A 24431-nucleotide genomic window follows, 5' to 3' on the forward strand; every position below is an offset into this window, starting at 1 on the left:
GCGCCTCCGCCTGCGGGGCCCTCCGAGCGGCTACGGTCACGGTTTGTGAGCCAACCAGGAACGGGTGACGAAGCGGCAGGCGGTGCGGGAACGCGCGGCGCCGAGCCGGAGTCCTTCCGCGTCGCCGTCGAGTCCCTGCACACGGCGACGGTCCGCCCCGAGATCGAGATCGGCAGCATCCGGCCGCCGCAACGACTCGCTCCGTACAGCTACGCGCTCGGCGCCGAGGTGCGCGACCCCGAATCTGACGTGGTGCCCGAGCACTCCGACGGCGAGACCTTCGGGCGCCTGATCCTGCTCCACGATCCGCACGGACACGAGGCGTGGAACGGCCTGATGAGGCTGGTCGCCTACGTCCAGTCCGAGGTCGACGAGTCCCTGGCGTCCGATCCGCTCCTCCCCGAGGTGGCCTGGAGCTGGCTGACCGACGCGCTCGCCGAGCGGGGCCAGGAGGTGACCGCGCTGGGCGGCACCGTCACAGCGACCGCGTCGGTGCGCTACGGCGACATCGCCGGCCCCCCTCGTGCCCACCAGCTCGAGTTGCGAGCGTCGTGGACGCCGCTGGGCGACGACCTGTCCGGGCACGTCGAGGCGTTCTGCGCGGTGCTCGAGACAGCCGCCGGACTCCCCCCGGCCGGTATCACCCGGCTCGGCTCGGCGTAGGCACCGCCGTGGGCAAGGCCTCATCGGAACCGGTCCCCGGCATTCCGCTCACCGAACCCGCCGAGGGCGTTCCGGAGCCACTCACCACCGTCGAGGAGTTCGCGGCGTGCGCGGCGGCGCTGCGCCGCGGCACCGGCCCCATCGCCGTCGACACCGAGCGGGCGTCGGGCTTCACGTACTCCTCCCGCGCGTACCTGATCCAGATCAAGCGGACGGGATCCGGGCTGTTCCTGCTGGACCCGATCCACGAGCCGGAGGGCCTGGCGCCGGTGATCGAGGCGATGCGCGGCGTCGAGTGGGTGCTGCACGCCGCCGACCAGGACCTGCCGTGCCTGCGGGACGACGGCTTCGAGTGCGACGAGTTGTTCGACACGGAGCTCGCCGGCCGCCTGCTGGGCGCGCCGCGGGTGAACCTCGCGGCGATGACCTCCGAGTACACCGGCTACGCGCTGGCGAAGGGGCACGGCGCCGCCGACTGGAGCACCCGGCCCCTGCCGCACGACTGGCTCAACTACGCGGCACTGGACGTCGAGGTGCTCGTCGACCTGCGTGACGAGGCCTACGAGCGGCTGGAGGACGCCGGGAAGCTGGAGTGGGCGCTCGAGGAGTTCGAGTACGAGCGCACCCGCCCGGACCCAGCGCCCAAACCCGATCCGTGGCGCCGTCTCTCCGGCCTGAGCACCCTGCGCAACCGGCGCCAGCTGGCCCGCGCGCGGGAACTCTGGATGGCCCGCGACGAGATGGCCGAGCAGCGCAACGTCGCGCCGGGGCGCACCCTCCCGGACGCCGCGATCGTCAACGCCGCCGCGAAGAACCCCACCACCGAGGCCGAGCTCACCGCGCTGCCCGTGTTCGGCGGCCCCCGGATGCGACGGTCGGCGAAGCGCTGGCTCGGGGCGATCCACCGGGCCAACGCCCTCTCCGACGCCGCGCTCCCCCCGCTGCACGGCCCGCGCAACGGGGTGCCCGCGAACAATCGCTGGGCCAAGTCGAACCCCGAGGCCGCCGAGCGCCTCGCCGCGGTGCGCGCGGCGCTGGCCGAGATCTCGGACGAGGTGGCGGTGCCGGTGGAGAACCTGCTCCCGACCGACGCCGTCCGTCAGTTGTGCTGGGACGGCACGGCCCGCGGCGCCGACGCCGTCGACGACGCCCTCGCCGCCTCGGGCGCCCGGGACTGGCAGCGACGTCTGACGGTCACCGCCGTCGCCGCCGCGCTCGCCTCCGCCTGAGACCGATCCGGGTCCCGCTCAGCGGACCTGTTCGGGCGTGGCCGGCGACTTCTCCACGGGGACGGCGACGTGGGCGCACGCGGTGGCCCAGCCGGTGATCCGGAACGCGATCTCCGACGGGGTGAGCCCCAGGTCGGTGAGGATCTCGCCGCGGGAGGCGTGATCGAGGAAGGCCTGCTCGATCCCGAGGACGCGCGTCGGCACGTCGACCTCGGCGCGCTGCAGTGCGGCGGTCACGGAGGCACCGATGCCACCCGCCACGCCGTTGTCCTCGAGCGTGACGACCAGCTGGTGGGTGCGCGCCAGGTCGACGATCGACGCCGGCACCGGCAGTACCCAGCGCGGATCCACGACGGTCGCCGAGATGCCCTGGCCGCGCAGCCGCGCGGCCACGTCGACCGCGACGTGCGCGAACGCCCCGACCGCCACGATCAGCACGTCCGCGGCGCCGGGCCCGTCCTCGACGAGCACGTCGACACCGTCGGGCAGGCGGCGCACCGCCTCCAGGTCCGCGGGCACCGCGCCCTTGCCGTAGCGGATCAGGGTCGGCGCGTCGTCGACGGCGAGGGCCTCGGCGAACTCCTCGCGGAGGCGGGCCGCGTCGCGCGGCACCGCAGCGCGCAGGCCCGGGACGATCGCGGCGAGCGAAAGGTCCCACATGCCGTGGTGGCTCGCGCCGTCCGGACCGGTGACGCCGGAGCGGTCCAGGACGACGGTGACGCCCTGGCCGAGAAGCGCGACGTCCATGAGCAACTGGTCGAAGGCGCGGTTGAGGAAGGTGGCGTACAGGGCCACGACGGGGTGCATGCCGCCCAGCGCGAGGCCGGCGGCGGAGGTCAGGGCGTGCTGCTCGGCGATGCCCACGTCGTACATGCGGTCGGGGAACTTGCGCCCGAAGTCGGCCACGCCCGTCGGCTCGGCCATCGCGCCCGTGATGGCGACCAGGTCGTCGCGCCGCTCGCCGTGCGCGACCAGCTCCTCCGCGAACACCGAGGTCCAGTCGCGGGCGCCGCCGGCACCCCCGACCGGAAGGCCCGTGGCGGGGTCGATCACGCCGATGCCGTGCATCTGGTCGGCCTCGTGATTCTCGGCGTGCTCGTAGCCGTTGCCCTTGCGGGTGAGCGCGTGCACCACGACGGGGCCGCCGAAGTCCTTGGCGCGGCGCAGGGCCGCCTCGAGCGCCAGCTCGTCGTGCCCGTCGATGGGGCCGACGTACTTGAGGCCGAGGTCCGCGAACAGCGCCTGCGGGCTCACCATGTCCTTGATGCCGGCCTTCATGCCGTGCAGGAAGGAGTACGCGGGCTCGCCGACCACCGGCATCTTCCGCAGTCGCGCCCGCGCCTCGCCGAGCAGTCGCTCGTACTCCGGCTGCGTGCGCAGGCCCGACAGGTGCGTCGCGAGGCCACCGATCGTGGGCGCGTAGGAGCGGCCGTTGTCGTTGACCACGATGACGACGGGGCGGTCCGACGCCGCGATGTTGTTGAGCGCCTCCCAGCACATGCCGCCGGTGAGGGCGCCGTCGCCGACGACGGCGACGACGGTGCGCTGCTCACCCTTGAGGGCGAAGGCCTTCGCCAGGCCGTCGGCGTAGCTCAACGCCGCCGACGCGTGCGAGGACTCGACCCAGTCGTGCTCGGACTCGGCACGGCACGGGTACCCGGACAGGCCGCCGGCCTGGCGCAGGGTGTCGAAGCCGTCGCGTCGGCCGGTGAGGATCTTGTGCACGTAGGCCTGATGGCCCGTGTCGAAGAGCACCGGGTCGGTCGGTGAGTCGAAGACGCGGTGGATCGCCATCGTCAGCTCGACGACGCCCAGGTTCGGGCCGAGGTGCCCACCTGTCGCCGAGACCTTCTCCACGAGGAAGTCACGGATCTCCGCGGCCAGCTCGGTGAGCTGATCCTGATCCAGCCGACGCAGGTCGCGTGGGGACTCGATGGTGCGCAGCAGGTTCATATCCCTCGTGTCTACTCCCGTGAGAGGTGCCTTTGCCACTTTACCGGCCGCGACGGTCTTCGCGTCCGGGCACCAGCACCGCGAACGCCTCGAGGTGGTGCGTCCCGGGGAAGGCGTCGCATGCGTCCAGCTCAGCGACGCGGTAACCGTTCTCGCAGGCGACGCCGAGGTCGCGTGCGAACGCCGCCGGATCGCAACCGACGTGCACGATCGCGCGCGGCCCGGCCGCCGCGATCGCCGCCATGACGGCCGCGCCGGCGCCCGCGCGCGGCGGATCGAGCACCACGACCGACGGCGCCGGGAGCCCCTTGAGGCGGGAGGCCACGTCCCCGCGGTGGAAGGCGACGGGCTCGTCCGCGAAGGACTGCTTGCCCGCCGCGATCGCTCCGCCGGAGGTCTCGACCACATCGACCGCGAAGCCCTCGTCGACCAGCGCACCGGCGAGGACACCCGCGCCGCCGTACAGGTCCCAGGCCCGGCCGGGCTCTCCCCCGTACCTTCCGGTGTACGCCGCGACCCGCTGCGCGTATCGGGGCGCCGCGTCGCGATGCGCCTGCCAGAAGCCGCCGACGGGGATCCTCCAGGACCGTCCGCCCACGCGGTACTCGGCGAGCGCATCGCCGGCGAGGATCTGCGCCGCCCGGCCGCGGCGAGCGGGCACCGCCGCGTGCGCGGCACCGGCGTCGTCGAGCACGAGCGCGACCTCGGTGCCGGGCTCGGCGCGCAGTCCCGCCGCGAGGTCGGTCAGCACGTCGGGCAGCTGCGCGCACGGCGCGACGACCACGGCGTCGCTGCGATGCGCGTGCTGTCCGAGCGCACCGGCGCCGTCGGCAACGAGGCGGGCGCGGTGCCGCCAGCCGGCGACCGGGGCGCCGGGCATCGGCTCGACGGCGGGCTCGAAGGCGTCGGGATCGAATCCTCCGAACCGCACGAGGAGGTCGTGCAGGACGCCGGCCTTGAGCTCACGCTGGTAGGAGGGGTCGGCGAACGTCAGGTCGCAGCACCCGGCGCCGGCGGCGGCCGCGGCGCACGCCTCGGGCACGCGGTACGGCGAGGCCACGAGGACCTCGACGGTGCTCGCGCGGGCGTAGGACTTCTTGACCTCGGTGACCCGGGCGCGCACGGTCTCCCCCGGGAGCGCTCCGCGCACGAACACGGCGCAGCCCTCGTGCCGGGCGATGACGAACCCGCCGTGCCCCGGTGCCCCGCACGTCAGTTCCAGCTCGTCCCCGATGCTGAGCGCGCTCATGCCTCGTCCGCCCGAGTGCCGCCGTCCGCGGTGGTCGCGGGCGCGGCGGCGTTCGTGGTCGCCTCGACGCGCCGGACGCCGAGGAAGGTGAGCAGCAGCACTGCGGCGAACATCGGCCAGCCCATCACGATCGTCGCGACACCCAACCAGTTCACGTCGTCCTTGAGGAAGAGCGCCCCCTTCACGATGAAGCGCGCCAGGAACAGGAGCATCCACAGGACGGTCAGCCAAGTGAACATGCGCTTCTCGACGGGAATGTTCCGCCAGTCGGACGTCGGCCCCTCGCCTCCACGGAAGAAGTGCCACAGCACACCGACCAGCGGTCGCCCGATCACGATCGAGACGGCGAACGCCAGCGCGAACGCGGCCTGGCTGACGATGCCGTACAGGAAGTACCAGCGTCCGCCCAGTATCAGCGCGATGGCGACGCAGGCAGCGACTCCGATGAATCCGGAGATCGCGGGCTGCACACTCGTCCGGGTGGCCAATCGGACCACCAGGATCAGCAGGGCGGCGCCGAGGGCGGCGCCGGCCGCGGGCCACAGGCCCCACACGGCGTTCACCGGGACGAAGACGACGACGGGCAGGGTGGAGTACACCATCCCCTGCCAGCCGCCCATCTGCTCGAGCACCTGATCCTTGATCGAGGGCTCGGGGGCCTCCTGCTCCGCCGTCGCCGGCTCCTGCTCAGCACCATCCGTCACAGGAACACAGTACGTGGCCGGGCCGGGCCGCGATCCGGCGTCCGATGCCGCCATCGCGGCCGGGACGGCCCCTGGCATGCTCGGCGCATGCAGTTCCCCGCGCACACCACCGCCGTCCTGTTGCCGGGCTCGGGCTCGGACGCCGATTTCGTCCTCCGTGCGTTCGCGCCGCTCACCGCGCTGTGCGCGCACACCGTGGCGGTCGACGCGACGCCGCCGTCGGTGGTGGCCGGCTACCGCGCGGCGCTGGACGCGGCCGCCGCCGATGGTCCGGTGCTGGTCTGCGGCGTCTCGCTGGGGTCGGCGGTCGCCGCGGACTGGGCGCTGGAACACCCGGACGCGGAGGTAACGCTGGTGCTCACCCTGCCGCCGTGGTGCGGCGCGGCCGGGCCGGAGGTCCCCGCGGCGATGTCGGCGCGGGTCACGGCGGACACCGTCGACGAGGTGGGCTCGGCCGAGGCGATCGCCCGGATGCGGGCGGGCAGCCCGCCGTGGCTGGCGCGGGAGCTGAGCCGCTCGTGGGCCGCGCACGGCGATTTCCTCGCACCCGCCCTGCGGGAGGCGGCGGGGTTCGCCGCTCCGACGGAGTCCGCGCTCGGCGGGCTGGGCGCGCGCACCGTCGTGGTCGGCGCCGAGGGCGACCTGATCCACCCCGTCGCCACGGCGCGCGCCTGGGCGTCGGCGATCCCGGACGCCACCGGCGTCGTGGTCGATCTCGCGGACCTCGGCCCCGACCCTGCCGTCCTGGGCCGGGCGGGGCTCGACGGCCTTACTGCTGGTTGTTGAGCCGGGTCAGCGCGGACCCCTGGGTGAGCCGGTCCTGATTGCTCTGCCGCAGGGCGGCGGGGCCCTCGGCGGCGGCGCGCTGCGCCACCTGCGCCGCGATGGCCGCGGCGGCCTGCTCCTGCTGCGCCTGCTGCGCGGCCATGGCCTCCTGCAGCTGCTGCACAAGCTCGGCGGGGAGCTCGATCTCCAGGTGGTCGCGGGCGGGGCGCGGATCGGTACCGCGGCGCACCACCGTCTCGGCGAGCATGGCGCGCGCGAGCTGCGCGGCCTGATCGGCGTTCTCGAGCGGCGCGGCGACGACGATCCGCACCATCCACCGCGGGCCGTCGACGCCGATGAAGCGGAGCACGCCGTCGGGCTGGGTGCCGACGACCTCGCGGCCCCAGTGGCCGTCCTCGATCGTGACCTGGGCGCCGTTCTCGCGGAGCGAATCCGCCAGCTCGGTGACGACCTCGCGCCACTGCCCGCCCGACTTGGGCGCCGCGAAGACGCCCGGGGTGATGCGGCCGACCGGGGTATCGAGGTGCACGCCGACGGGGACGCCCTCCGGGCTCATCTCGACCTGCAGCTGCGACTCCGCCGGCATGGCCAGGATGATCGAGCCGAGGTCGAGGCGGCCGTCGTCGAGGCCCTCGGTGCTCTCCAGGGAGTTGAGGTCGTAGGGGCCGGCGCCGGTGCCGAGCTCCTGCACCTCGTCGTCGTCCGCGGGGACCGGCACCGTGTGGTGCTCGGGCTGCCCGATCGTGGCGTACGGGTCGACGCTCGCGGTGCTGCGCTGCTTGGACTTGCGGCGGCCGAGGGCCATGAACGGTGCTCCTTGGTTCTTCGAGGGTTCGGGGGGGAGGTCAGTGGGAGGACTCGAGGCTGGCGTGCCCGCCCGACGAGCCGTAGCCGCCGGCGCCGCGGACCGTCTCGTCGAGGAACGAGACCTCCTTGAAGTCGGGCAGTTCGACGCGCTGCACGAGCAACTGGGCGATGCGGTCGCCGCGCTTGATGTCGACGGCCGTCTCGCGGTCGGTGTTGAGCAGGCACACCTTGATCTCGCCGCGGTAGCCGGCGTCGATGGTGCCGGGCGTATTGACCACGGTGAGACCATGTTTCGCGGCGAGGCCGGACCGGGGGTGGATCAGTCCGACGGTGCCGTGGGGCAGCGCGATCGCCACGCCCGTGGCGACGAGCGTGCGGGCGCCCGGTTCGATCCGCACGTCGGTCGTCGAGTACAGGTCCACGCCCGCGTCGCCGGGGTGTGCGCGCTTGGGGAGTGGGAGGCCCTCGTCGAGCCGCAGTAGGGGTATCTGGCTCACCATGGGATGCAGACTACGCTGAAGCCGTGTCGGACGATCGAACAGTGAAGACCTCGAAGCCGGAGAACGGCTACACCGAGAGGCTGACGGTGCCGTGGTACTGGTGGCTCGCGGGAGCGGTCGTGGCGGGTCTGCTCTGCTTCGAGGTGACTCTCGCCGCCAGCTGGGGCGACTGGATGATCGGCGCGTTCGTGCTGATCGTCGCCGTGATCGCGGTCCTGCTCTGGTCCATGGGCCGCGGCAGCGTGGGCGTGCGCGACGGTGAGCTTTGGGCGGGCAACGCCCACCTGCCGCTGGAGCTGATCTCCCGCGCCGCGGCCGTGCCGGCGGAGGCGAAGAGCGCGGCGCTGGGCCGCCAGCTCGATCCCGCGGCGTTCGTGTACCACAAGGGATGGATCAAGACGATGATCGTTGTGGTCCTCGACGATCCCGATGACCCGACGCCGTACTGGATGGTCTCCACCCGGCGCCCGGAGAAGATGCTCGCGCTGATCCCCGCCGCGACCACGCTCGGATAACGAGCGGGCCGCCGCGGAGAGATCGCCGTCAGGCGCAGTCGATGCAGATCAGCTCGCTGCCGTCGGGATCGGCGAGCCGGCTGCGGTGGTACACCAGGAAGCAGCTGGTACAGGTGAACTCGTCAGCCTGCTTCGGCACCACCCGGACGCTGAGCTCCTCGCCCGACAGGTCGGCACCGGGGAGCTCGAAGGACTCGGCGGTCTCGCCCTCGTCCACGTCCACCGTGCCGGACTGGCCCTCGTTGCGACGGGCCTTCAGCTCCTCCAGCGAATCCTCCGAGATCTCGTCCGCCTCGGAGCGCCGTGGAGCGTCGTAATCAGTTGCCATGCCGTGTCATCCCCATCCTTGCTCGTGCCCCCGGCCTCGGGGTTTCCGAGACCGCCGGGCGCGTTGTGTCCCGCGCGAGCGGCCAGAGTGTAGCGCACTCGAAATCGGTTGTCACGGACTTTCCGGGACGGTTGCCGATACCACCGCTCGTTGCCCCTCCAACGCGCGATGGGGCCAGATGATTCCCGCGGCTCCCGACGAGTTTCCCGCGACGACTCCCGCGCCGCCTCCCCTGCCGTGGCTGCGCGCTCCCGTACAGTCGGGGCCGTGGTTTCCCAGCTCACCGGCACGGGCCGGCGATTCGACCGGAACGGTGAACCGTTCCGGCGGCGCAACACGCTCCCGATCCTCATCGTGATCGCCGTCCTCGCCGTGGTCGCCATCGCGACCTGGGCCCGCGCCATGTCCTCGCAGGAGGAGACCGCCGCGCCCGTGTCCTGCCCGCCGCCGCCCGCGCCGTCGGCGTCGGCGACCGCGACGACCGGTGCCGCGGCGCGCGCGGGTGCCACCGCGCCGGCGCCCGCGCCGGGGAAGTTCGAGGTCGTCTCCCCCGACGACCTGGTCTCCGTCCGGCCCGCACCGCTCGCCGCGTCGACCGTGCGCGTGCTGAACGCCTCGGGCCAAGCGGGCCGCGCGGAAACGACGTTGAACAAGCTCGCCGACTACGGCTTCGGCGCGCCCACCACGGGCGCGTACGGCAACGATCCGGTGTACCCGGAGATGGCCTGCCAGGCGCAGCTCCGGTTCGGCGACTCGGGGACGGCGGCGGCCGCGGCGGCCTGGATCATCGCTCCGTGCGCCGAACTGGTCAACGACGGGCGTCGCGACAACTCGGTCGATCTCGTCCTGGGGACCTTCTTCACCGATCTCGAGCCCAGCACCGATGCGCAGGAGATCCTGCGCATCCTGCGCGCGGCCCCGTCCGGCGCGGCGGACGGCGGGGCGAACCCCGCCCTGGTCTCGGCGGTCCACAGTCAGTCCTGCAACCGCTGAGCAGCCCGGAACGGGCGACGCCGGCCTAGAGCGCCTCGAGCCCTCCCGCCGCCCGCAGTAGCGCGATCAGGTCGTCGGCGATCCCCGGCGCCGCAGCGAGGGTCAGTGCACCGTCGTCGCTCGTGGAGTCCGGGGCGGGCACGATGACGACCGCTCCGGCCTCCTGCGCGATCAGGGCGCCGGCGGCCCAGTCCCACGGGCTCAGGCCGTGTTCGAAGTGCGCGTCGGCGCGGCCGGCCGCCACCATGCACAGGTCGAGGGCGGCGGAGCCGATGCGCCGGACGTCGCGGACGGCCGGTAGCAGCTGCGCGAGGACGCGGCCCTGCTTCTCGCGGCGCTCGCGGGCGTACCCGAAGCCGGTCGCGACCAGGGCCAGGGCGGGATCGGTGATGGGGTTCGCGCGGAGCTCGCGGACGGTGCCGTCGGGCGCGATCTCGCGCGCCCCCTCACCGAGGGCGGCGGCGTAGACGGTGCCGTGCACCACGTCGGCGACGGCCCCGGCCACGGACACGCCGTCGACCTGGGCGCCGAGGGAGACCGCGTAGGCGGGCACGCCGTAGAGGAAGTTGACGGTGCCGTCGATGGGGTCGACCACCCACCGGACCGCGCCGCGCTCCCCCTGGTCACCGCCGAACTCCTCGCCGAGGACGGTGTCGTCCGGCCGGAGCTCGGCGAGCCGCTCCCGGACGAAGCGCTCGGTCTCGGTGTCGACCACGGTGACCGGGTCGGTCGGCGTCGACTTCGTGGTCACACCCTCCGGACGCGTCCCGTCGGCACCGTCGAATGCATTGGCGCCGAAGACCTCCGCCCGGCGCGCCGCGACGCGCTGCGCGGCCTCCGCGACGACGGTGACGGCGATCTCGGACAACTCCCATCGGTTAAGTTGCACGTCCTCCACAGAACCACAATCCGCGGTACTTTGACAGCGCCGAGGGCACCCGGGCGGAGGATCACTGTCCGGCACGTCGAGGAATGCGGAGCGGGAATGGCGGAGAATCTGGGGTTCGGTGTCGACATCGGCGGCAGCGGGATCAAGGGCGGCGTCGTCGACATGGACACGGGCGAACTGATCGGCGAGCGGTACAAGGTGCCCACGCCGCAACCGTCCACGCCGGGTGCGTGCGCGGGGGCGGTCCGCGAAGTGATCGGGCACTTCGACTGGGAGGGCCCCGTCGGGATCACCGTCCCGGCGGTGGTGACGAAGGGCACGGTCCGCAGTGCGGCGAACATCGATGCGGGCTGGATCGGGACCGACGCGAGCGAGCTCTTCACCTCCACGCTGAACCGCCCCGTGACGGTGCTCAACGACGCGGACGCGGCCGGCCTCGCCGAGGACCGGTACGGAGCGGGCCGCGACTTCGACGGGGTGATCCTGCTCCTGACGCTGGGCACGGGCATCGGTTCGGCGCTCATCTATCGCGGGACCCTGGTGCCCAACACCGAGTTCGGGCACATCGAGGTGGAGGGCAAGGAGGCCGAACACCGCGCGGCCAGCTCGGTGAAGGACCGCCGCGGGTGGAGTTACGAGAAGTGGGCCGGTCAGGTCAGCCGCGTCTTCCGCGAGTACGAGAAGCTGCTGTGGCCGGACCTGATCATCGTGGGCGGCGGCGTGAGCCGCAAGGCCGACAAGTGGGTGCCGCTGCTCGAGGTGAAGACACCGGTGATTCCCGCGAAGCTGCTGAACACCGCGGGCATCGTGGGCGCGGCGATGGCATCGCAACGCGACTGAGCCGTCCGGTTCGGGCGCTTTGACCGCAGGTGAATGCGGGCGGAGCGACCGAATCGTTACAATGGGGTGCCGGCGTCGAAACGCCGGAACAGACGCCGGACTCCCTCGCCTCCGGACGCCTCAGCCACCACCGACGCCGCGCACGGCTCGGAACCGGTGCTGTTGTCGCGCCCGGGAAGCGGTTCCGGCGCACGCAGGCACAGTAGGAAAGGGCGTACGTGGCAGCGACGCAGACCAGCTCCAGCGCACCGTCGGCAGACGGCGTGGACGGTTCGGCCACCTCGGCGGAGACCCCCGCCAAGAAGACCACCGCCAAGAAGGCACCCGCGAAGAAGGCCCCCGCCAAGAAGGCGCCGGCCAAGAAGGCGGCGGCGAAGAAGGCCCCCGCCAAGAAGGCACCGGCCAAGAAGGCGGCCGCCGGACCGGCGAAGCGCACGGCGAAGAAGGCCGCCGGTAAGAAGGACGCCTCTGCCGCCGGTGCCGAGAGCGGCGCCGAGGACGAGGTCGATCCCGAGCTCGACGGCGATCCCGATCCCACGGAGCTCGCGGACGAGGACGTCACGCTCGACGCGGACGACACCGCGGACGACACCCCGGAGACGAAGGGCAAGAGCGCCGTCACCAAGCCCGCCCCGGCGGACGCGGAGGACGAGGAGCCGTCCGAGCAGGACAAGGCCTCCGGCGACTTCGTGTGGGACGAGGAGGAGTCCGAGGCGCTGCGGCAGGCCCGCAAGGACGCCGAGCTCACCGCCTCGGCGGACTCCGTGCGCGCCTACCTCAAGCAGATCGGCAAGGTCGCGCTGCTCAACGCCGAGGAGGAGGTCGAGCTCGCCAAGCGGATCGAGGCCGGCCTGTTCGCCGAGCAGCAGATCAACCGCTGGCTCGAGCGCGGCGAGAAGCCCGCGATCGGCATCCGGCGCGACATGAACTGGATCGCCCGCGACGGCAACCGCGCCAAGAACCACCTCCTCGAGGCCAACCTGCGCCTCGTGGTCTCGCTGGCCAAGCGCTACACCGGCCGCGGCATGGCGTTCCTGGACCTGATCCAGGAGGGCAACCTCGGCCTGATCCGCGCGGTGGAGAAGTTCGACTACACCAAGGGCTACAAGTTCTCCACGTACGCCACCTGGTGGATCCGCCAGGCCATCACCCGCGCCATGGCCGATCAGGCCCGCACCATCCGCATCCCGGTGCACATGGTGGAGGTCATCAACAAGCTCGGCCGCATCCAGCGCGAGCTGCTCCAGGATCTGGGCCGCGAGCCCACCCCGGAGGAGCTGGCGAAGGAGATGGACATCACGCCGGAGAAGGTGCTGGAGATCCAGCAGTACGCGCGTGAGCCGATCTCGCTGGACCAGACCATCGGCGACGAGGGCGACAGCCAGCTCGGCGACTTCATCGAGGACTCGGAGGCCGTCGTCGCGGTCGACGCGGTGTCCTTCACGCTGCTCCAGGACCAGCTCCAGTCGGTCCTCGACACGCTGTCCGAGCGCGAGGCCGGCGTGGTCCGCCTGCGGTTCGGCCTCACCGACGGCCAGCCGCGCACCCTGGACGAGATCGGCCAGGTCTACGGCGTGACGCGCGAGCGCATCCGCCAGATCGAGTCGAAGACGATGAGCAAGCTGCGGCATCCGTCGCGCTCGCAGGTCCTGCGCGACTACCTGGACTAGGCGACGAGACCGAACGGCCCGGCGGTTCCCCGCCGGGCCGTTCGTCGTTCCTAGCCGAGCTCCTCGACGAACGCGAGGAGGTCGCCGGCGTAGTCCTGCGGCACCTCCAGGGCCGCGAAGTGGCCGCCGCGCGGCATCGTCGTGTACTGGACCACGTTCGCGGCCCGCTCGCACCAGCTGCGGGGCGACTGGGCCTCGCGCGGGTAGATCGCCATCGCGGTCGGCACGGTGATCCGCGTGGCCTCGCCGCCCCACCCGTCCGCGGCGTAGCTGTCGGCGGCCGTCGCCGCGGTCTGCGTGAACCAGTAGATGCTGAGGTTGGTGAGCAGTTCGTCGCGCCCGCCGAAGGCCCCCTCGACGTCGTGGTCCTGCGATCCCGTGTCGATCAGTCCGATCATCCAGGCCGCGAGGCCGGCGGGGCTGTCGTTGAGGGCGGGGCCGACGATCTGGGGCTTCGTGGACTGGACCGCCGCGTAGCCGCCCTGGGTCGCCCACCAGTACTGGATGAACTCGGCGTAGGCGCGCTCCTCGTCGTTGAGGTCGGTCTCCGCGCCCGTCGGGTACTCCGCGTTCGTCAGGTGCAGGCCGACGACCCGGTCGGGGTGCCGGCGCGCGAGCTGCGAGCCGACGACGGTGCCGACGTCGCCGCCCGCCACGACGAACTTCTCGTAGCCCAGCACCTCGGTCATGAGGCGCTGGAACAGGTCCGCGGTCGCGGCGCTCGGCAGCGCGTACCCACCGGTGAACGCGAAGCCCGGCAGCGAGGGCACGACGCAGTCGAAGCCGCGAGCGGTGAGGTCGTCGAGCACGCGCCGGTACCGGAACGGCGTGTCCGGCCACCCGTGCAGGAGCAGGATCGCGCCGCGGGAGTCGTCGGCGACCCGGTGCAGGAAGTGGACCGGGCGACCGTCCACCTCGGCCCGGAACTGCGGTATCGCGTTGAGCCCCGCTTCGGCGCCGCGCCAGTCGAACCCGTCGGCCCAGTACGCGACGAGATCGCGGAGGTACTCGCCGGAGGTACCGCGGGCGAAGTCGGTGTTGGGGGCGACGTCGGGGAACCGGGTCGCGCGCAACCGTTCCTGCAGCTGGGCGATCTCCCCGCCGGGGACGTCGATGGTGAAGGCGGGCACGGTCATGGCATCTCCGATCAAGAGGGTGATCCGAATCACCTGGGAGTATTCGCCGCATTCGTCCGCTTCGCATCCTGAAAGGCGCCTGCGCGGGTTCGCGCCGGTGCGGTCAGCGCTCCGCCGTCTCGCCGCGCCCCGTCACCCACAGCGGCCCGGTGACCAGCCAGATGACGGTGATCACGCCGAGCGTGCCGAAGACGCCCATGAGCGCCTCGCGCTGTGCGTCATCCGCGACGGTGTACCCGAGCCCCAGCGAGACGGCGCCCGCGATGGCGACGGCACCGAGCCACCGGTAGAAGTCCGACCACTCCTTGCGCGTCCGCTCGGGCCCGAGCGAGGGCACCTTCCGCGGCGCCGGCCCGCCGGCGAAACGGTGCGCGAAGCGTTCGTCCGCCCAGGCGATCATGCGGTGCCCGAACATGACGGTGCACCCGAGATAGATGCCGGCGAGCCGGTGGGCGAAGCCCACCTCGCCGCCGCGGTACAGGTCGATCGCGACGGCCGCGATCAACACCACGTCGAGCAACGGAACCAGGGCGAGCGCGACCATTCCCGCGCGTCGCCATCGCAGGATGTACCGCAACACGAGGCCACCGACCACGAGGACCCAGAAGCCCACCTCGCACGCCGCGATCGTCCACAGCACCGGACTGTTCAGCTCTCCCATGCCGACCACTCTGCCGCGACCGCACCCCGTCGTCGTCCCCCCGGCGGCCTCCCGGGGCTCCCCCTTTCGGTGGACCCGCCGGACCCGGCGATGTGCTGCAATGGGCGCATGAAGTCGCTCGGTCGGTCGTGGACGTCGGAGTACGCCGCGGTCCCCGCGATCGGCATCACCCTCGTGGGGGCGCTGCTGTGGGCGGCGGGCGGCTGGTCGGTGCGCGGCGAGGCCGAGGACTTCTACCCCTGGCAGGTGAAGTTCGGGCTGCTCTGCGGCGCGCTCGCCGTCCAACTCCTCGCGCGCCGCCGACCCGCGCTCGCGTTCGCACTGATGCTGGCGCTCACGGCCTGGGACTTCCCGTTCGGCCCGTCGGTGGTGTTGTGGATCGCCTTCTCGGACGTCATCTACCTGGCGGTGGCCACCGGCTCCGATCGGCTGCGCGATGTGGTGTCGTGGACGGTTCTGGTCCTGACCGTGGCCCTCGGCATCGGCGCCGCCACCCTCGCGGGGGTGAAGGGCGGCATCTACACGATCCTCGTGCTGATCGCGGTGCTCTGGTCCCCGATCGGCTACGGCCGGGCGGTCCTCGCCTACCGCAGGCTCGCCGAACTCGAACGCGAGGAGGGTGAGTCCCGGCGTGCCACGGCGCTCGCGGACGAGCGACGCCGCCTCGCACGGGAATTGCACGACACCGTCGCCGGGCATCTCTCCGCGGTCGCGATCCTCGCCGACGCCGCGCAGCGCACGCCCGAGAATCCGGCGGTGCTGCAGTCGATCCGGTCCGGAAGCCTCGCCGCGCTCGAGGAGATGCGGGCCACGATCAACCTGCTCACCTCCCCCGACGATGCGGCCGTGCGCACAACCTTCGCATCGCTCGAGCCGCTCGTCGAGACCGCGGGGGCCGCGGGCGTGACCGTCCGGCTCGGCCTGCCCGACGGTCCGCTGCCCACTGCCGTCGAGGCCACCCTCACGCGGATCCTCGGCGAGGTCATCACCAACGCGACCAAGCACGCGCCCGGCGCCGAGCTCGACGTCGCCGTCGACACCGACCAGGAGGCCCTCACCATGACCGCGACCAATCCCCTGCCTGGCGCGGGCTGGTCGGAGGGATCCGGGGACGGATTGCGCAACATCGCCTTCCGCGCGGAGTCCATCGGAGGCTCGGCGACCGCGGGGCCGCACGACGGGGCCTGGGTGGTCCGGGCGACGATCCCGATGGAGGTGGCGCGGTGACGGCCACCGTCGTCCTGGCGGACGATCACGCGGCGATCCGGGCGGGCCTGCGCCTGCTCCTCGAGTCCACCGGGGAGGTGCGGGTGATCGGCGAGGCCGCCGACGGTGCCGCCGCCCTGCGGCAGGCGCGGGCGCTGGGGCCCGACGTGGTGGTGATGGACGTCCGCATGCCGCGCGTCGACGGGCTCGCGGCGACGGCCTCCGTCGTGGCCGAGACCGACAGCGCCGTGCTCGTGCTGACGACCTTCGACCTCGACGAGTACGTCCTGGGCGCGCTGCGCGCCGGGGCGAGCGGCTTCCTGCTCAAGTCGGCGGGCGGCGACGAGCTGATCCGCGCCGTCCTGGCCGTCGCGGCCGGCGACGCGGTGCTCGACCCGAAGGTGACCCGGGCGGTGATCGCGGCGATCCCCCGGCCCGGAGCGGAGCCCGCGGCCGTCGACCTCAGCGCGCTCACCGACCGCGAGCGCGACGTCCTCGCCGGGCTCGGTGAGGGCCTGTCGAACCAGCAGATCGCGCGGCGCCTCGACATCGGCGAGGCCACCGTGAAGACGCACGTCTCGCGGGTGCTGATGAAGCTCGGCGTGCAGTCGCGGGTGCAGGCCGCGGTGGTCGCCGCACAATCCGGTTTGAACTAGGGCTTGACCTCAACATTGCTTCGGGTTATTTGATGGACTCGTTCCGGAAAACGACCCGAGGAGACACCATGACCGCCATCGACACCGCAGCCCCGTCCGCCTTCCGCCTGACCCGCACGACCGCCGTGCTGGGCGCCGTCGGCCTGTCCCTACTCACGAACCTCGCCCTGTGGCTGATCGGCCTCGTCGCGGGCGGCGACTTCACCGTGACCGACGAGGCCGGGGTCCGCGCCTCGGTCGCACCCGGCGGCGTCGTCCTCATGACGGTGGTCCCGCTGGCCGTCGGCATGACCGTGGCCGTGCTGCTCTCGAAGCTGTGGGCCCCGATCCTGCGGGTCGCCGCCGTGGTCGGCGCCGCGGCGTCGCTCGGCACCATCGCGGGCACCCTGGCCGCCGACTTCGACGGGCCGTCCACGGTGATGCTCTCGCTGATGCACGTGGTGATCGCCGTGGTGCTGGTCATCGCCCTGGAGGCGCTGTTCCGCCGCGTGCGCTGATCACCGCGGAGGATCCGTACCCTCACTCCCTCACCGGGTGAGGGTACGGATCCAGTTCCGGGTGGCGGCGGGGACGATCACGTCGTCCAGCTCGAAGGTGGTGGCGGCGTGCAGCGCCCGGCCGCGTTGGTACGCGAGTGCCAGCAGCTGGTCGAAGAGCTCGGCGCGGGCGGCCTCGTCGGGCGCGGCGGCGAGTTCCCTGCTGAAGCCCAGCCGCACCGCGCCCTCAAGGCCCATCCCGCCGATCTCGCCCGTGGGCCAGGCGACGGTGAACTGCGGGGCGTGGAAGCTGCCGCCGGTCATGGCCATCGCGCCGAGGCCGTAGCCCTTGCGCAGCACGATCACGCCGAGCGGCACGGTGAGCCGCGCGCCGTGCACGAACAGCCGGGAGAACCGCCGGACGGTGGCCTGCTCCTCGGCCTCGGGCCCGACCATGAACCCGGGGGTGTCGCACAGCGAGATCACCGGGAGCCCGTGCGCCTGTGCCAGTTCCAGGAAGTCCGCGAGCTTGTCCGCCGCCTCGCCGTCGATCGCGCCGCCCAGGTGGCGGGTGCTGTTCGCGATGAGCGCGTACGGCTTCCCCTCCACCCGGACCAGCGCGGTGATGACGCCGACGCCGTAGTCGCGGCGCAGCTCGAGCGTCGAGTCCACGTCGACGATCGCGGCGATCGCGGCGCGGACGTCGTAGGCGCGCAACCGATTCTCCGGGACCACGTGCCTCGCGGCGCGCGGGTCGGGCGCGGTCCAGGCGTCGATGGGCCCGGCGAAGTAGCCCAGGTATCGGCGCGCGCGATCGACCGCGTCGGCCTCGTCGTCGGCGACGACGTGCACGACGCCGTTGCGGCGCTGCACGTCGATGGGGCCGATGGCCTCCGGCGGGAACTCGCCGAGGCCGCCGCCCGAGATCATCGCCGGCCCGCCCATGCCGAGGTTGGCGTCGGGCGTGGCGATCAGAACGTCGCAGATGCCGGCGAGCGCCGCGTTCCCGGCGAAGCAGCGGCCGGAGACGACGGCGATCAACGGGACCCGCCCACGCAGCGCACCGAGCGACCGGAAGGTGGGGACGTCGAGGCCCGCCACGATGTCGAGATCGGTGTCGCCGGGGCGTCCGCCGCCGCCCTCCGCGAACAGCACGATGGGCACGTTCCGGCGCTCCGCGACGTCGATCAGCCGGTCGGTCTTGGCGTGGTTGCGCCAGCCCTGCGTGCCCGCGAGCACGGTGTAGTCGTACGAGATCACCATCGCCTCGGCACCGCCGATCGTCGCGAGGCCGCCGATCAGGCCGTCCGCGGCGCCCGTAGCGATGAGCTCCTCCTCGGAGCGGCGGGCACGCTGCGCCGGCAGGAGCAGCGCGCCGTACTCGGTGAAGCTGCCCGCGTCCACGAGGTCCTCGATGTTCTCGCGAGCGGTGCGCCGGCCGATCCGGCGCCGCTTGGCCACGGCGTCGGGGCGACCCTCGTCGAGCGTGACGCGGTGCCGTTCGCGCACCTCGTCGAGGTCGGCGCGGGGCCGGTCGAGATCGAGTGCGTCGGCGGTGTCGTCCGCGGCAGCGGCATCGTCGACCCCCGCGTAGGTGAGGAGCGGGGTACCCGCGGTCACGGTCTCCCCCGGCCGCACCAGCACCTCGCCGACAGTGACCGACACGGGCAGCGCCTGCTCGTGCTCCATCTTCATGGCCTCGAGCACGACGAGCGCGGTGCCGGGCTCGGCGGAGGCACCGGACTCCGCGACGGCGACGACGGTGCCGGTCAGCGTCGCGGTGAGCACGTCGCCGTCGAGTTCGACGGTGGGCGCCGGTGCGGGGGCTGCGGCCTCGGGCACGAGGTCGCCGATCCGGCGCGCGAGATAGCCGGTGTCCACGGGGCCCGAGCGGAACTCGGGATCGGCGAGGACGGCGCGCAGCAGGTCGATGTTGGTGCCGGGGCCGTCGATCACGAACTCCCCCAGCGCCGCGTCGGCCTTGGCGCAGGCGCGCGCCGGGGTGGCGGCCCGGACGATCACCTTGGCGAGCAGCGAGTCGTACCGGGCGGAGGTGGCCAGGCCCGGCCGACCGTAGCCGTCGACGCGCACGCCGGGACCTGTCGGCGGCGTGTAGCCGGCGAGGACGCCCGCCGCAGGGAGCACGGTGCCGTCGCGCTGCGGCACCTCCAGGTTCACGCGCGCCTGCACGGCGGTGCCGTGGGCGGCGGCGGGCGTTCCGCTGACGGCGCCGTCGCGGCACCCGATCGCGGGCGGCAGGCCCAGTTCCCCGAGCGGGGCGCCCTCGGCGAGGGCGAGCTGCGCGGCCACCAGGTCGACGCCGGTCACCTCCTCGGTCACGGTGTGCTCCACCTGGATCCGGGGATTGACCTCGAGGAAGACCGCCCCGCCGTCGCGGACCAGGAACTCGACGGTCGCGAGGCCGCGGTAGCCGGCCGCGGCGCAGAGCCGGGCGGCGTGGCCGTGCAGCGCTGCGCGCAGCTGATCGTCCAGCGCCGGCGCGGGCGCGACCTCGACGAGCTTCTGGTTGCGGCGCTGCACGCTGCAGTCGCGGTCGCCGAGCGCGACGGCGGTGGTCCCGTCGCCGATGACCTGGACCTCGATGTGCCTGGCGCCGGCCTGCAGTTCCTCGGCGAAGACGCGGCCGTCGCCGAATCCGAGCTCGGCCTCGGAGACGCAGGCCCGGTAGGCGGATTCGAGGTCCTCGTCGTACCGGGGACCGGGTGGCACGGCGCGCATGCCGCGGCCTCCGCCGCCCGCGACGGCCTTGATCATGACGCCGGCCGGGCGGCCGGCGGCGAAGGCGCGCACCGCCGCGAGGTCGGCCCCGCCGTCGGTGGCGGCGGGCACCGGGACCCCCGCGGCGACGGCGGCCGAGCGCGCAGCGGCCTTGTCGCCGAAGGTACGGAGCACGTCGGGGTCTGGGCCGACGAAGGTCAGGCCGGCAGCGGCACAGGCCGCGGCGAAATCGGCGTTCTCCGCGAGGAAGCCGTAGCCGGGGTGCACCGCGTCGGCGCCCGTGCTCGCGGCGGCCGCGACGACCGCATCGCGGTCCAGGTAGGCCGCGGGGCCGGAGCCCGCGAGCGCGACCGCGTCGTCGGCGGCGGCGACGTGCGGGGTGTCGGCGTCGTCCGCGGCGTAGACCGCCACGGTCGGGATGCCGAGTTCCCGTGCGGTGCGGATGATCCGCAACGCGATCTCCCCGCGATTGGCGATGAGCAGCTTCACTTCGACTCCCCCTGGTTGAACGCGGCCGCCCCGTTCTCCGCGGCCACCGCGGGACTTCCCGCTGATGCCGCGCCGGCGATCTGCGCCGCCTGCTCGAACAACAATCCCTTGCGCACCTTGCCCGTCGCCGTCATCGGCAGCGCGTCGACGACCACGAAGTCGGGCACCTTGTAGCCCGCCATGTTCTCCCGCGCCCACGCCGTGAGCTCGGCGACGTCCACGGGACCGGCGGAGACGACGAAGGCGAGGGGCACCTGGCCCTTGCGCGCGTCGGGTCGCGGGACGACCGAGACCGAGCCGATCGCCGGGTGATCCTTGAGCAGCGCCTCCACCTCCGACGGGAAGACCGACATGCCGTTGACCTTGATCATCTCCTTCGTCCGGGCGAGGTAGTGCACCGCGCCCCAGTCGTCGATCTTCCCCACGTCGCCGGTATGCAGCCAGCCGTCGCGGATCGCCTCGGCGGTCGCCTCGGGCCGGCGGTGGTAGGCGGTGAGGATCGACTCGCTGCGCACCACGATCTCGCCGGTCTCGCCGAGCGGGACGGGCGCACCGTCGGGGTCGACGACGAGGATGTCCGTGCCGGGCACGGGAAGCCCGCAGAAGACGGGGTCGGCGGTGAGGTCCCGGTCGCCGTCCTGGAAGCCGAGCGTGAACGTGTCGGCGGTGTGCGTCTCGGTCATGCCGTAGGAGGCCTCGCGGAGGACGCCGCCGGTCAGTGCCCGCCAGCGGGCGCGCAGCTCCGGGGTCAGCTTGAGCACGAAGGAGACGGCGAGCGGGTTCACGACGGTGCGGAAGGCGGCACCGTCGAACCCGGGCAGGTCCATGAGCTCGACGTAGTTGTCGACCGTGGCGACGGTGTCGGTCACGCCGTACCGGGCGATGAGCGCCGTGGCGACGGCCGGATCCCACCGGGTCATGAGCACGATCGTCTGGCCGTTGAGCAACGGCTTGAGGATGCCGAAATCCTCACCGGCGATCCAGAACACGGGCAGGAAGTTGAGCCCGACCGGGGCGCTCTCCCCCACCGCGGTACCGCCCGCCACGGTCGCGGTGGCCGCCGTGTAGGCCATGTGCCGCTGCGTGTGCTCGCACCCCTTGGGCAGCCCGGTGGTGCCGCCGGTGTAGTTGAGCGCGGCGAGCGCATCCGGGTCGGAGTCCCGGACCGGCGCGGGCGCTGCGACGACCACACGGTGCCAGTCGCTGCGCGGGTCCGGCGCGGTGCCGAAGGGCGCCGGGGCGTCCGGGAGCGGCGCGGTGTCCACGAGGAGATCGCTCAGCGCCGTGGCGAGCACGGTGCGCACCGGCGTCTGCGCGCGCACCGTCTCCACCAGGTCCAGCAGGTCGGTCTGCGCCACCAGCACGCCGACGCCGGCGTCGTCCAGCTCGTGCTGCAGCTCGCGCCCCTTGAGCAGCGGGTTGACCGGCACGTGAACGGCGCCCACCTTGAGGATGCCGAGCATGGCGATCGCGAACTGCGGGCAGTTGCCCAGGTAGACGCCGACCGCGTCGCCCGCGCGGACCCCCTCCTCACGGAGCAGGCCCGCGAACCGGTCCGAGAGCTCGTCGTACTCGGCGTACGTCACCTCGCGGCCGTAGAAGGCGATCGCGACGGTGTCGGGCCGGTGCCGCGCCCAGTGCCGCAGGTGCTCCACCATCGCGGGCGTCTCCGCGGGGTACTCGACGGTGCGCGGCACCTGCGCCGGCCAGTTCCGCAGGCGCAGTGCGCGGATCTCGTCGGCGGCGACGTCGAGCGCGGCGGCGACGTCGGTGGTCCGGTCGGTCATGGGGCTCCTTCGGTGCGTCGGCTCCGTCAGAAGCCGATCAGTCGTTCGGCGACGCGGATCTGGTCCGCGATGAAGCGCTCGCGCGCGGCGGGACTGTCGCGCGCCACGCGCTTCGCGCCGTGGTGGATGGTGTCGTTGAGGATGGTGACCAGCGTCGCGGGCGGCAGGCACAGGTCGACGGTGGCGGGATCGAGGGATTCGAGGTACGCGGTGTAGCGGCGGTGCGTGCGCCGGGTGGTGCGGTCCCAGACCGCGGCGACGTCCTCCCGGACCGGGGCCATCGCGTCGAACAGGGCGACGAGGCCTCCGTTCGCGAAGACCGCGTCGGCGTAGGCGCGCATCGTGGCCGCGATGACCTCGCGAGGCACGTCGGTCTCGATGCCGTCCAGCATCTGCGTCGCCTCGAGTTCCGCGCCGATCCGGTCCACGAGGGCGAGGAGGATCTCGTCCTTCGACCGGAAGTAGGCGTAGAAGGTGGGCCGGGAGGTCTGCGCGCGGGCGGCGATGAGCTCCACCGTGGTGGCGGCGTAGCCGAGGTCGTCGAAGCAGTCGGCCGCCGCCCGGAGGAGTTCCTCCCGGCGGGCGGCGCCGGCGTCCTTGCGGTTCGCGCGGGCCCGCTCCTGTGATTCGCTGATCGTCACGCTCACGAGTCTGCTCGGCTCCGCTCGGACCTTCAAGGACGCCGGTGCCGGCTCACGCCGACGCGGGGATCCCGGGCACCGCGTTCGGATCCATGCGCACCGCCCTGCCGTTCGTCTCCTTGAGGAAGTAGGCGCTGGCGAAGGTCACCAGACCCATGGCGGCGAGGTAGACCGAGACGAACGTGCTGGACTGCGTCTCGGCGATGATCGCGGTCATGATCAGCGGCGCTACGCCGGAGACGGCGACCGCCGCCAGCTGGTAGGCCAGCGAGGCGCCCGAGTAGCGGATCCGCGGCTCGAACAGCTCGGCCATGAACGCGGCCAGCGGCCCGTAGGTGAGCGCCTGCCCGAAGCTGGAGACGAACATCGCGACCAGCAGCAGACCGATGTTCGTCGTCTCCGCGAGCCAGAAGAACGGGAACGCCCAGGCGATGAGCACGGCGCCGCCGACGAGGATCAGGGGCCGCCGCCCGACGCGATCGGACACCGCGCCCGCGGCCATGATGACGAGCGGCATCACCACCGAGGTGGCGAGCACGCACGCCAGGATCGAGTTGCTGCTCATGCCCAGGCCGCCCGCGGAGGGCTTCTTGCTGCCGTAGCTCACGAAACCGGCGATGGAGACGTAGAACGCGGAGTTGGTGCCGGCCAGCAGCCCGGCGCCGAGCAGGATCTTGCCCCAGTGCCCCCGGATCGCCTCGGACAGCGGTGCCGCGGCGACCGCCTCCTTGCCCGCGTTCTTGGCCGCGACCTCGCGCTGGAGGGCGAGGAACTCCGGCGAGTCCTCGATCTTCTTGTGGATGTACATCACGACGGGCACCAGGATCGCGCTGGCCCAGAACGGCACGCGCCAGCCCCAGCTGAGGAACGCGGCGTCGTCGAGGATGCCGTTCATCAGGATCATCATCAGGTTGCCCAGCAGCAGGCCGAGCGGAACGCCCATCTGCCCGAACGTCCCGGCGAAGCCCCGCTTCTTGGGTCCTGCGGACTCGGTCAGCAGGAGCACCACACCGCCCCATTGGCCGCCGCACGCGAGGCCCTGGACGAAGCGCAGGGACACGAGCAGGATCGGGGCGAGCGAGCCGATCGCGCTCGCGGTGGGTAGGCAGCCGATGAGGAAAGTGGCCGCCCCCATCGCGGTCAGGCACCAGATGAGCATCGGCTTGCGGCCGATCTTGTCGCCGAAGTGCCCGGCCAGGATTCCGCCCAGCGGCCGGGCGATGAAGCCCACCGAGAACGTGGCGAAGGCCATCAGCGTGCCCATCAGCGGCGACAGGTCCGGGAAGAAGACTTTGTCGAACACCAGGGCGGCGGCAGTGCCGTAGACGAAGAAGTCGTACCACTCGATCGAGCTGCTCACCAGTCCGGCGGTGAGCAGCTTGCCGTGCGACTTCTTCTTCACCGGCGCGACGGCACCGGGCTCGCTGGTCTGTGTCATGGATGGCCCTTCGTGAAAGTTGTGATCCCCGACACAGAGAATGCTTGACGTTGACGTTCGTGTCAACCGATTCCGG

General features: G+C 72.6%; 23 protein-coding genes. 10 read left to right on the forward strand and 13 right to left on the reverse strand.

Annotated elements, in window-relative coordinates:
• The first annotated feature begins 45 nt into the window (after positions 1-45).
• A complete protein-coding gene (locus tag ACM9LD_RS09470) occupies positions 46-663 on the forward strand; it encodes a DUF3000 domain-containing protein (RefSeq protein ID WP_415676409.1) in 618 nt (205 codons plus the stop codon).
• 8 nt (positions 664-671) lie between these two features.
• A complete protein-coding gene (locus ACM9LD_RS09475; protein ID WP_415676410.1) occupies positions 672-1892 on the forward strand; it encodes an HRDC domain-containing protein in 1221 nt (406 codons plus the stop codon).
• Positions 1893-1910: 18 nt separating this feature from the next.
• Here the strand turns inward: ACM9LD_RS09475 and dxs are convergent, their stop codons facing one another.
• The 3 genes from dxs to ACM9LD_RS09490 are packed head-to-tail and all read right to left on the reverse strand — an operon-like array spanning position 1911 to position 5798.
• Positions 1911-3845 carry a 1-deoxy-D-xylulose-5-phosphate synthase gene (gene dxs, locus ACM9LD_RS09480; protein ID WP_415676411.1) on the reverse strand — a complete coding sequence of 645 codons (1935 nt, stop codon included), beginning with the start codon at positions 3843-3845 and terminating at the stop codon, positions 1911-1913.
• Between the two features lie 40 nt (positions 3846-3885).
• Positions 3886-5094 (reverse strand): class I SAM-dependent RNA methyltransferase, encoded by a 1209-nt coding sequence (locus ACM9LD_RS09485; protein ID WP_415676412.1) that lies wholly within the window; start codon positions 5092-5094, stop codon positions 3886-3888.
• Positions 5091-5798, reverse strand: a complete 708-nt coding sequence (locus tag ACM9LD_RS09490; RefSeq protein WP_415676413.1) for a DUF3159 domain-containing protein — start codon at positions 5796-5798, stop codon at positions 5091-5093. Before ACM9LD_RS09490 ends, ACM9LD_RS09485 begins: the two co-directional genes overlap by 4 nt.
• A gap of 87 nt (positions 5799-5885) precedes the next feature.
• Between ACM9LD_RS09490 and ACM9LD_RS09495 the strand changes: the two genes are divergently transcribed.
• Positions 5886-6584 (forward strand): alpha/beta fold hydrolase, encoded by a 699-nt coding sequence (locus ACM9LD_RS09495; RefSeq protein ID WP_415676414.1) that lies wholly within the window; start codon positions 5886-5888, stop codon positions 6582-6584.
• On the opposite strand, the gene ACM9LD_RS09500 is transcribed toward ACM9LD_RS09495, so the two are convergent.
• Both ACM9LD_RS09500 and dut read right to left on the reverse strand, forming a co-directional pair.
• On the reverse strand, positions 6568-7389 hold the full coding sequence (locus tag ACM9LD_RS09500) for a DUF3710 domain-containing protein (protein ID WP_415676415.1): 822 nt from the start codon (positions 7387-7389) through the stop codon (positions 6568-6570). The genes ACM9LD_RS09495 and ACM9LD_RS09500 overlap by 17 nt on opposite strands.
• Before the next feature lie 40 nt (positions 7390-7429).
• Positions 7430-7891, reverse strand: coding sequence for a dUTP diphosphatase (dut, locus tag ACM9LD_RS09505; RefSeq protein WP_212553016.1), 462 nt, complete (start codon positions 7889-7891; stop codon positions 7430-7432).
• Between the two features lie 23 nt (positions 7892-7914).
• On the opposite strand from dut, the gene ACM9LD_RS09510 reads away from it, so the two are divergent.
• Entirely contained in the window at positions 7915-8406 is a 492-nt protein-coding gene (locus ACM9LD_RS09510; protein ID WP_415676416.1) for a DUF3093 domain-containing protein, read from the forward strand.
• A gap of 28 nt (positions 8407-8434) precedes the next feature.
• Here ACM9LD_RS09510 and ACM9LD_RS09515 read toward each other — a convergent pair whose 3' ends face one another.
• Entirely contained in the window at positions 8435-8734 is a 300-nt protein-coding gene (locus tag ACM9LD_RS09515) for a DUF4193 domain-containing protein (protein WP_146432631.1), read from the reverse strand.
• A gap of 267 nt (positions 8735-9001) precedes the next feature.
• On the opposite strand from ACM9LD_RS09515, the gene cei reads away from it, so the two are divergent.
• Positions 9002-9727, forward strand: coding sequence for an envelope integrity protein Cei (cei, locus tag ACM9LD_RS09520; RefSeq protein ID WP_415676417.1), 726 nt, complete (start codon positions 9002-9004; stop codon positions 9725-9727).
• A gap of 25 nt (positions 9728-9752) precedes the next feature.
• Here the strand turns inward: cei and ACM9LD_RS09525 are convergent, their stop codons facing one another.
• Positions 9753-10625 (reverse strand): inositol monophosphatase family protein, encoded by an 873-nt coding sequence (locus tag ACM9LD_RS09525; RefSeq protein ID WP_415676418.1) that lies wholly within the window; start codon positions 10623-10625, stop codon positions 9753-9755.
• 87 nt (positions 10626-10712) lie between these two features.
• On the opposite strand from ACM9LD_RS09525, the gene ppgK reads away from it, so the two are divergent.
• Both ppgK and ACM9LD_RS09535 read left to right on the forward strand, forming a co-directional pair.
• Complete coding sequence (ppgK, locus tag ACM9LD_RS09530; protein WP_415676419.1) at positions 10713-11456, forward strand: polyphosphate--glucose phosphotransferase; 744 nt, start codon at positions 10713-10715, stop codon at positions 11454-11456.
• A 218-nt stretch (positions 11457-11674) separates the two neighbouring features.
• Positions 11675-13126 carry an RNA polymerase sigma factor gene (locus ACM9LD_RS09535; RefSeq protein ID WP_415676420.1) on the forward strand — a complete coding sequence of 484 codons (1452 nt, stop codon included), beginning with the start codon at positions 11675-11677 and terminating at the stop codon, positions 13124-13126.
• 50 nt (positions 13127-13176) lie between these two features.
• Here ACM9LD_RS09535 and ACM9LD_RS09540 read toward each other — a convergent pair whose 3' ends face one another.
• Positions 13177-14262 carry an epoxide hydrolase family protein gene (locus tag ACM9LD_RS09540; protein WP_415676421.1) on the reverse strand — a complete coding sequence of 362 codons (1086 nt, stop codon included), beginning with the start codon at positions 14260-14262 and terminating at the stop codon, positions 13177-13179.
• Positions 14263-14365: 103 nt separating this feature from the next.
• The gene (locus ACM9LD_RS09545; RefSeq protein WP_415676422.1) at positions 14366-14923 is read right to left on the reverse strand and encodes a hypothetical protein; all 558 of its coding nucleotides are present in this window, start codon (positions 14921-14923) and stop codon (positions 14366-14368) included.
• 108 nt (positions 14924-15031) lie between these two features.
• Between ACM9LD_RS09545 and ACM9LD_RS09550 the strand changes: the two genes are divergently transcribed.
• From ACM9LD_RS09550 to ACM9LD_RS09560, 3 genes are all read left to right on the forward strand, one after another.
• A complete protein-coding gene (locus ACM9LD_RS09550; protein ID WP_415676423.1) occupies positions 15032-16150 on the forward strand; it encodes a sensor histidine kinase in 1119 nt (372 codons plus the stop codon).
• Positions 16147-16785: a response regulator gene (locus ACM9LD_RS09555; protein ID WP_415676424.1), complete on the forward strand. Its 639-nt coding sequence runs from the start codon at positions 16147-16149 to the stop codon at positions 16783-16785. Before ACM9LD_RS09550 ends, ACM9LD_RS09555 begins: the two co-directional genes overlap by 4 nt.
• Positions 16786-16853: 68 nt before the next feature.
• Positions 16854-17282 carry a DUF6069 family protein gene (locus ACM9LD_RS09560; protein ID WP_415676425.1) on the forward strand — a complete coding sequence of 143 codons (429 nt, stop codon included), beginning with the start codon at positions 16854-16856 and terminating at the stop codon, positions 17280-17282.
• Between the two features lie 30 nt (positions 17283-17312).
• Here the strand turns inward: ACM9LD_RS09560 and ACM9LD_RS09565 are convergent, their stop codons facing one another.
• From ACM9LD_RS09565 to ACM9LD_RS09580, 4 genes are read right to left on the reverse strand one after another with little or no spacing between them, the layout of a single operon-like run.
• Positions 17313-20489: an acetyl-CoA carboxylase family protein gene (locus ACM9LD_RS09565; protein ID WP_415676426.1), complete on the reverse strand. Its 3177-nt coding sequence runs from the start codon at positions 20487-20489 to the stop codon at positions 17313-17315.
• A complete protein-coding gene (locus ACM9LD_RS09570; protein WP_415676427.1) occupies positions 20486-22276 on the reverse strand; it encodes an AMP-binding protein in 1791 nt (596 codons plus the stop codon). Before ACM9LD_RS09570 ends, ACM9LD_RS09565 begins: the two co-directional genes overlap by 4 nt.
• 26 nt (positions 22277-22302) lie before the next feature.
• Positions 22303-22917 carry a TetR/AcrR family transcriptional regulator gene (locus tag ACM9LD_RS09575; RefSeq protein WP_415676428.1) on the reverse strand — a complete coding sequence of 205 codons (615 nt, stop codon included), beginning with the start codon at positions 22915-22917 and terminating at the stop codon, positions 22303-22305.
• Positions 22918-22969: 52 nt separating this feature from the next.
• Positions 22970-24355, reverse strand: a complete 1386-nt coding sequence (locus ACM9LD_RS09580; RefSeq protein ID WP_415676429.1) for an MFS transporter — start codon at positions 24353-24355, stop codon at positions 22970-22972.
• Positions 24356-24431 lie beyond the last annotated feature (76 nt).

The organism is Tsukamurella hominis (assembly GCF_965137015.1).
GTDB classification, from domain to species: domain Bacteria; phylum Actinomycetota; class Actinomycetes; order Mycobacteriales; family Mycobacteriaceae; genus Tsukamurella; species Tsukamurella hominis.

What these genes read in the sequence shown, in the direction of transcription:
- dut (WP_212553016.1), bottom strand. Translation starts at nt 7,891, where the DNA reads ATGGTGAGCCAGATACCCCTACTGCGGCTCGACGAGGGCCTCCCACTC.
- ACM9LD_RS09550 (WP_415676423.1), top strand. Translation starts at nt 15,032, where the DNA reads ATGAAGTCGCTCGGTCGGTCGTGGACGTCGGAGTACGCCGCGGTCCCC.
- dxs (WP_415676411.1), bottom strand. Translation starts at nt 3,845, where the DNA reads ATGAACCTGCTGCGCACCATCGAGTCCCCACGCGACCTGCGTCGGCTG.
- ACM9LD_RS09500 (WP_415676415.1), bottom strand. Translation starts at nt 7,389, where the DNA reads ATGGCCCTCGGCCGCCGCAAGTCCAAGCAGCGCAGCACCGCGAGCGTC.
- ACM9LD_RS09570 (WP_415676427.1), bottom strand. Translation starts at nt 22,276, where the DNA reads ATGACCGACCGGACCACCGACGTCGCCGCCGCGCTCGACGTCGCCGCC.
- ACM9LD_RS09540 (WP_415676421.1), bottom strand. Translation starts at nt 14,262, where the DNA reads ATGACCGTGCCCGCCTTCACCATCGACGTCCCCGGCGGGGAGATCGCC.
- ACM9LD_RS09485 (WP_415676412.1), bottom strand. Translation starts at nt 5,094, where the DNA reads ATGAGCGCGCTCAGCATCGGGGACGAGCTGGAACTGACGTGCGGGGCA.
- ACM9LD_RS09580 (WP_415676429.1), bottom strand. Translation starts at nt 24,355, where the DNA reads ATGACACAGACCAGCGAGCCCGGTGCCGTCGCGCCGGTGAAGAAGAAG.
- ACM9LD_RS09495 (WP_415676414.1), top strand. Translation starts at nt 5,886, where the DNA reads ATGCAGTTCCCCGCGCACACCACCGCCGTCCTGTTGCCGGGCTCGGGC.
- ppgK (WP_415676419.1), top strand. Translation starts at nt 10,713, where the DNA reads ATGGCGGAGAATCTGGGGTTCGGTGTCGACATCGGCGGCAGCGGGATC.
- ACM9LD_RS09515 (WP_146432631.1), bottom strand. Translation starts at nt 8,734, where the DNA reads ATGGCAACTGATTACGACGCTCCACGGCGCTCCGAGGCGGACGAGATC.
- ACM9LD_RS09560 (WP_415676425.1), top strand. Translation starts at nt 16,854, where the DNA reads ATGACCGCCATCGACACCGCAGCCCCGTCCGCCTTCCGCCTGACCCGC.
- ACM9LD_RS09545 (WP_415676422.1), bottom strand. Translation starts at nt 14,923, where the DNA reads ATGGGAGAGCTGAACAGTCCGGTGCTGTGGACGATCGCGGCGTGCGAG.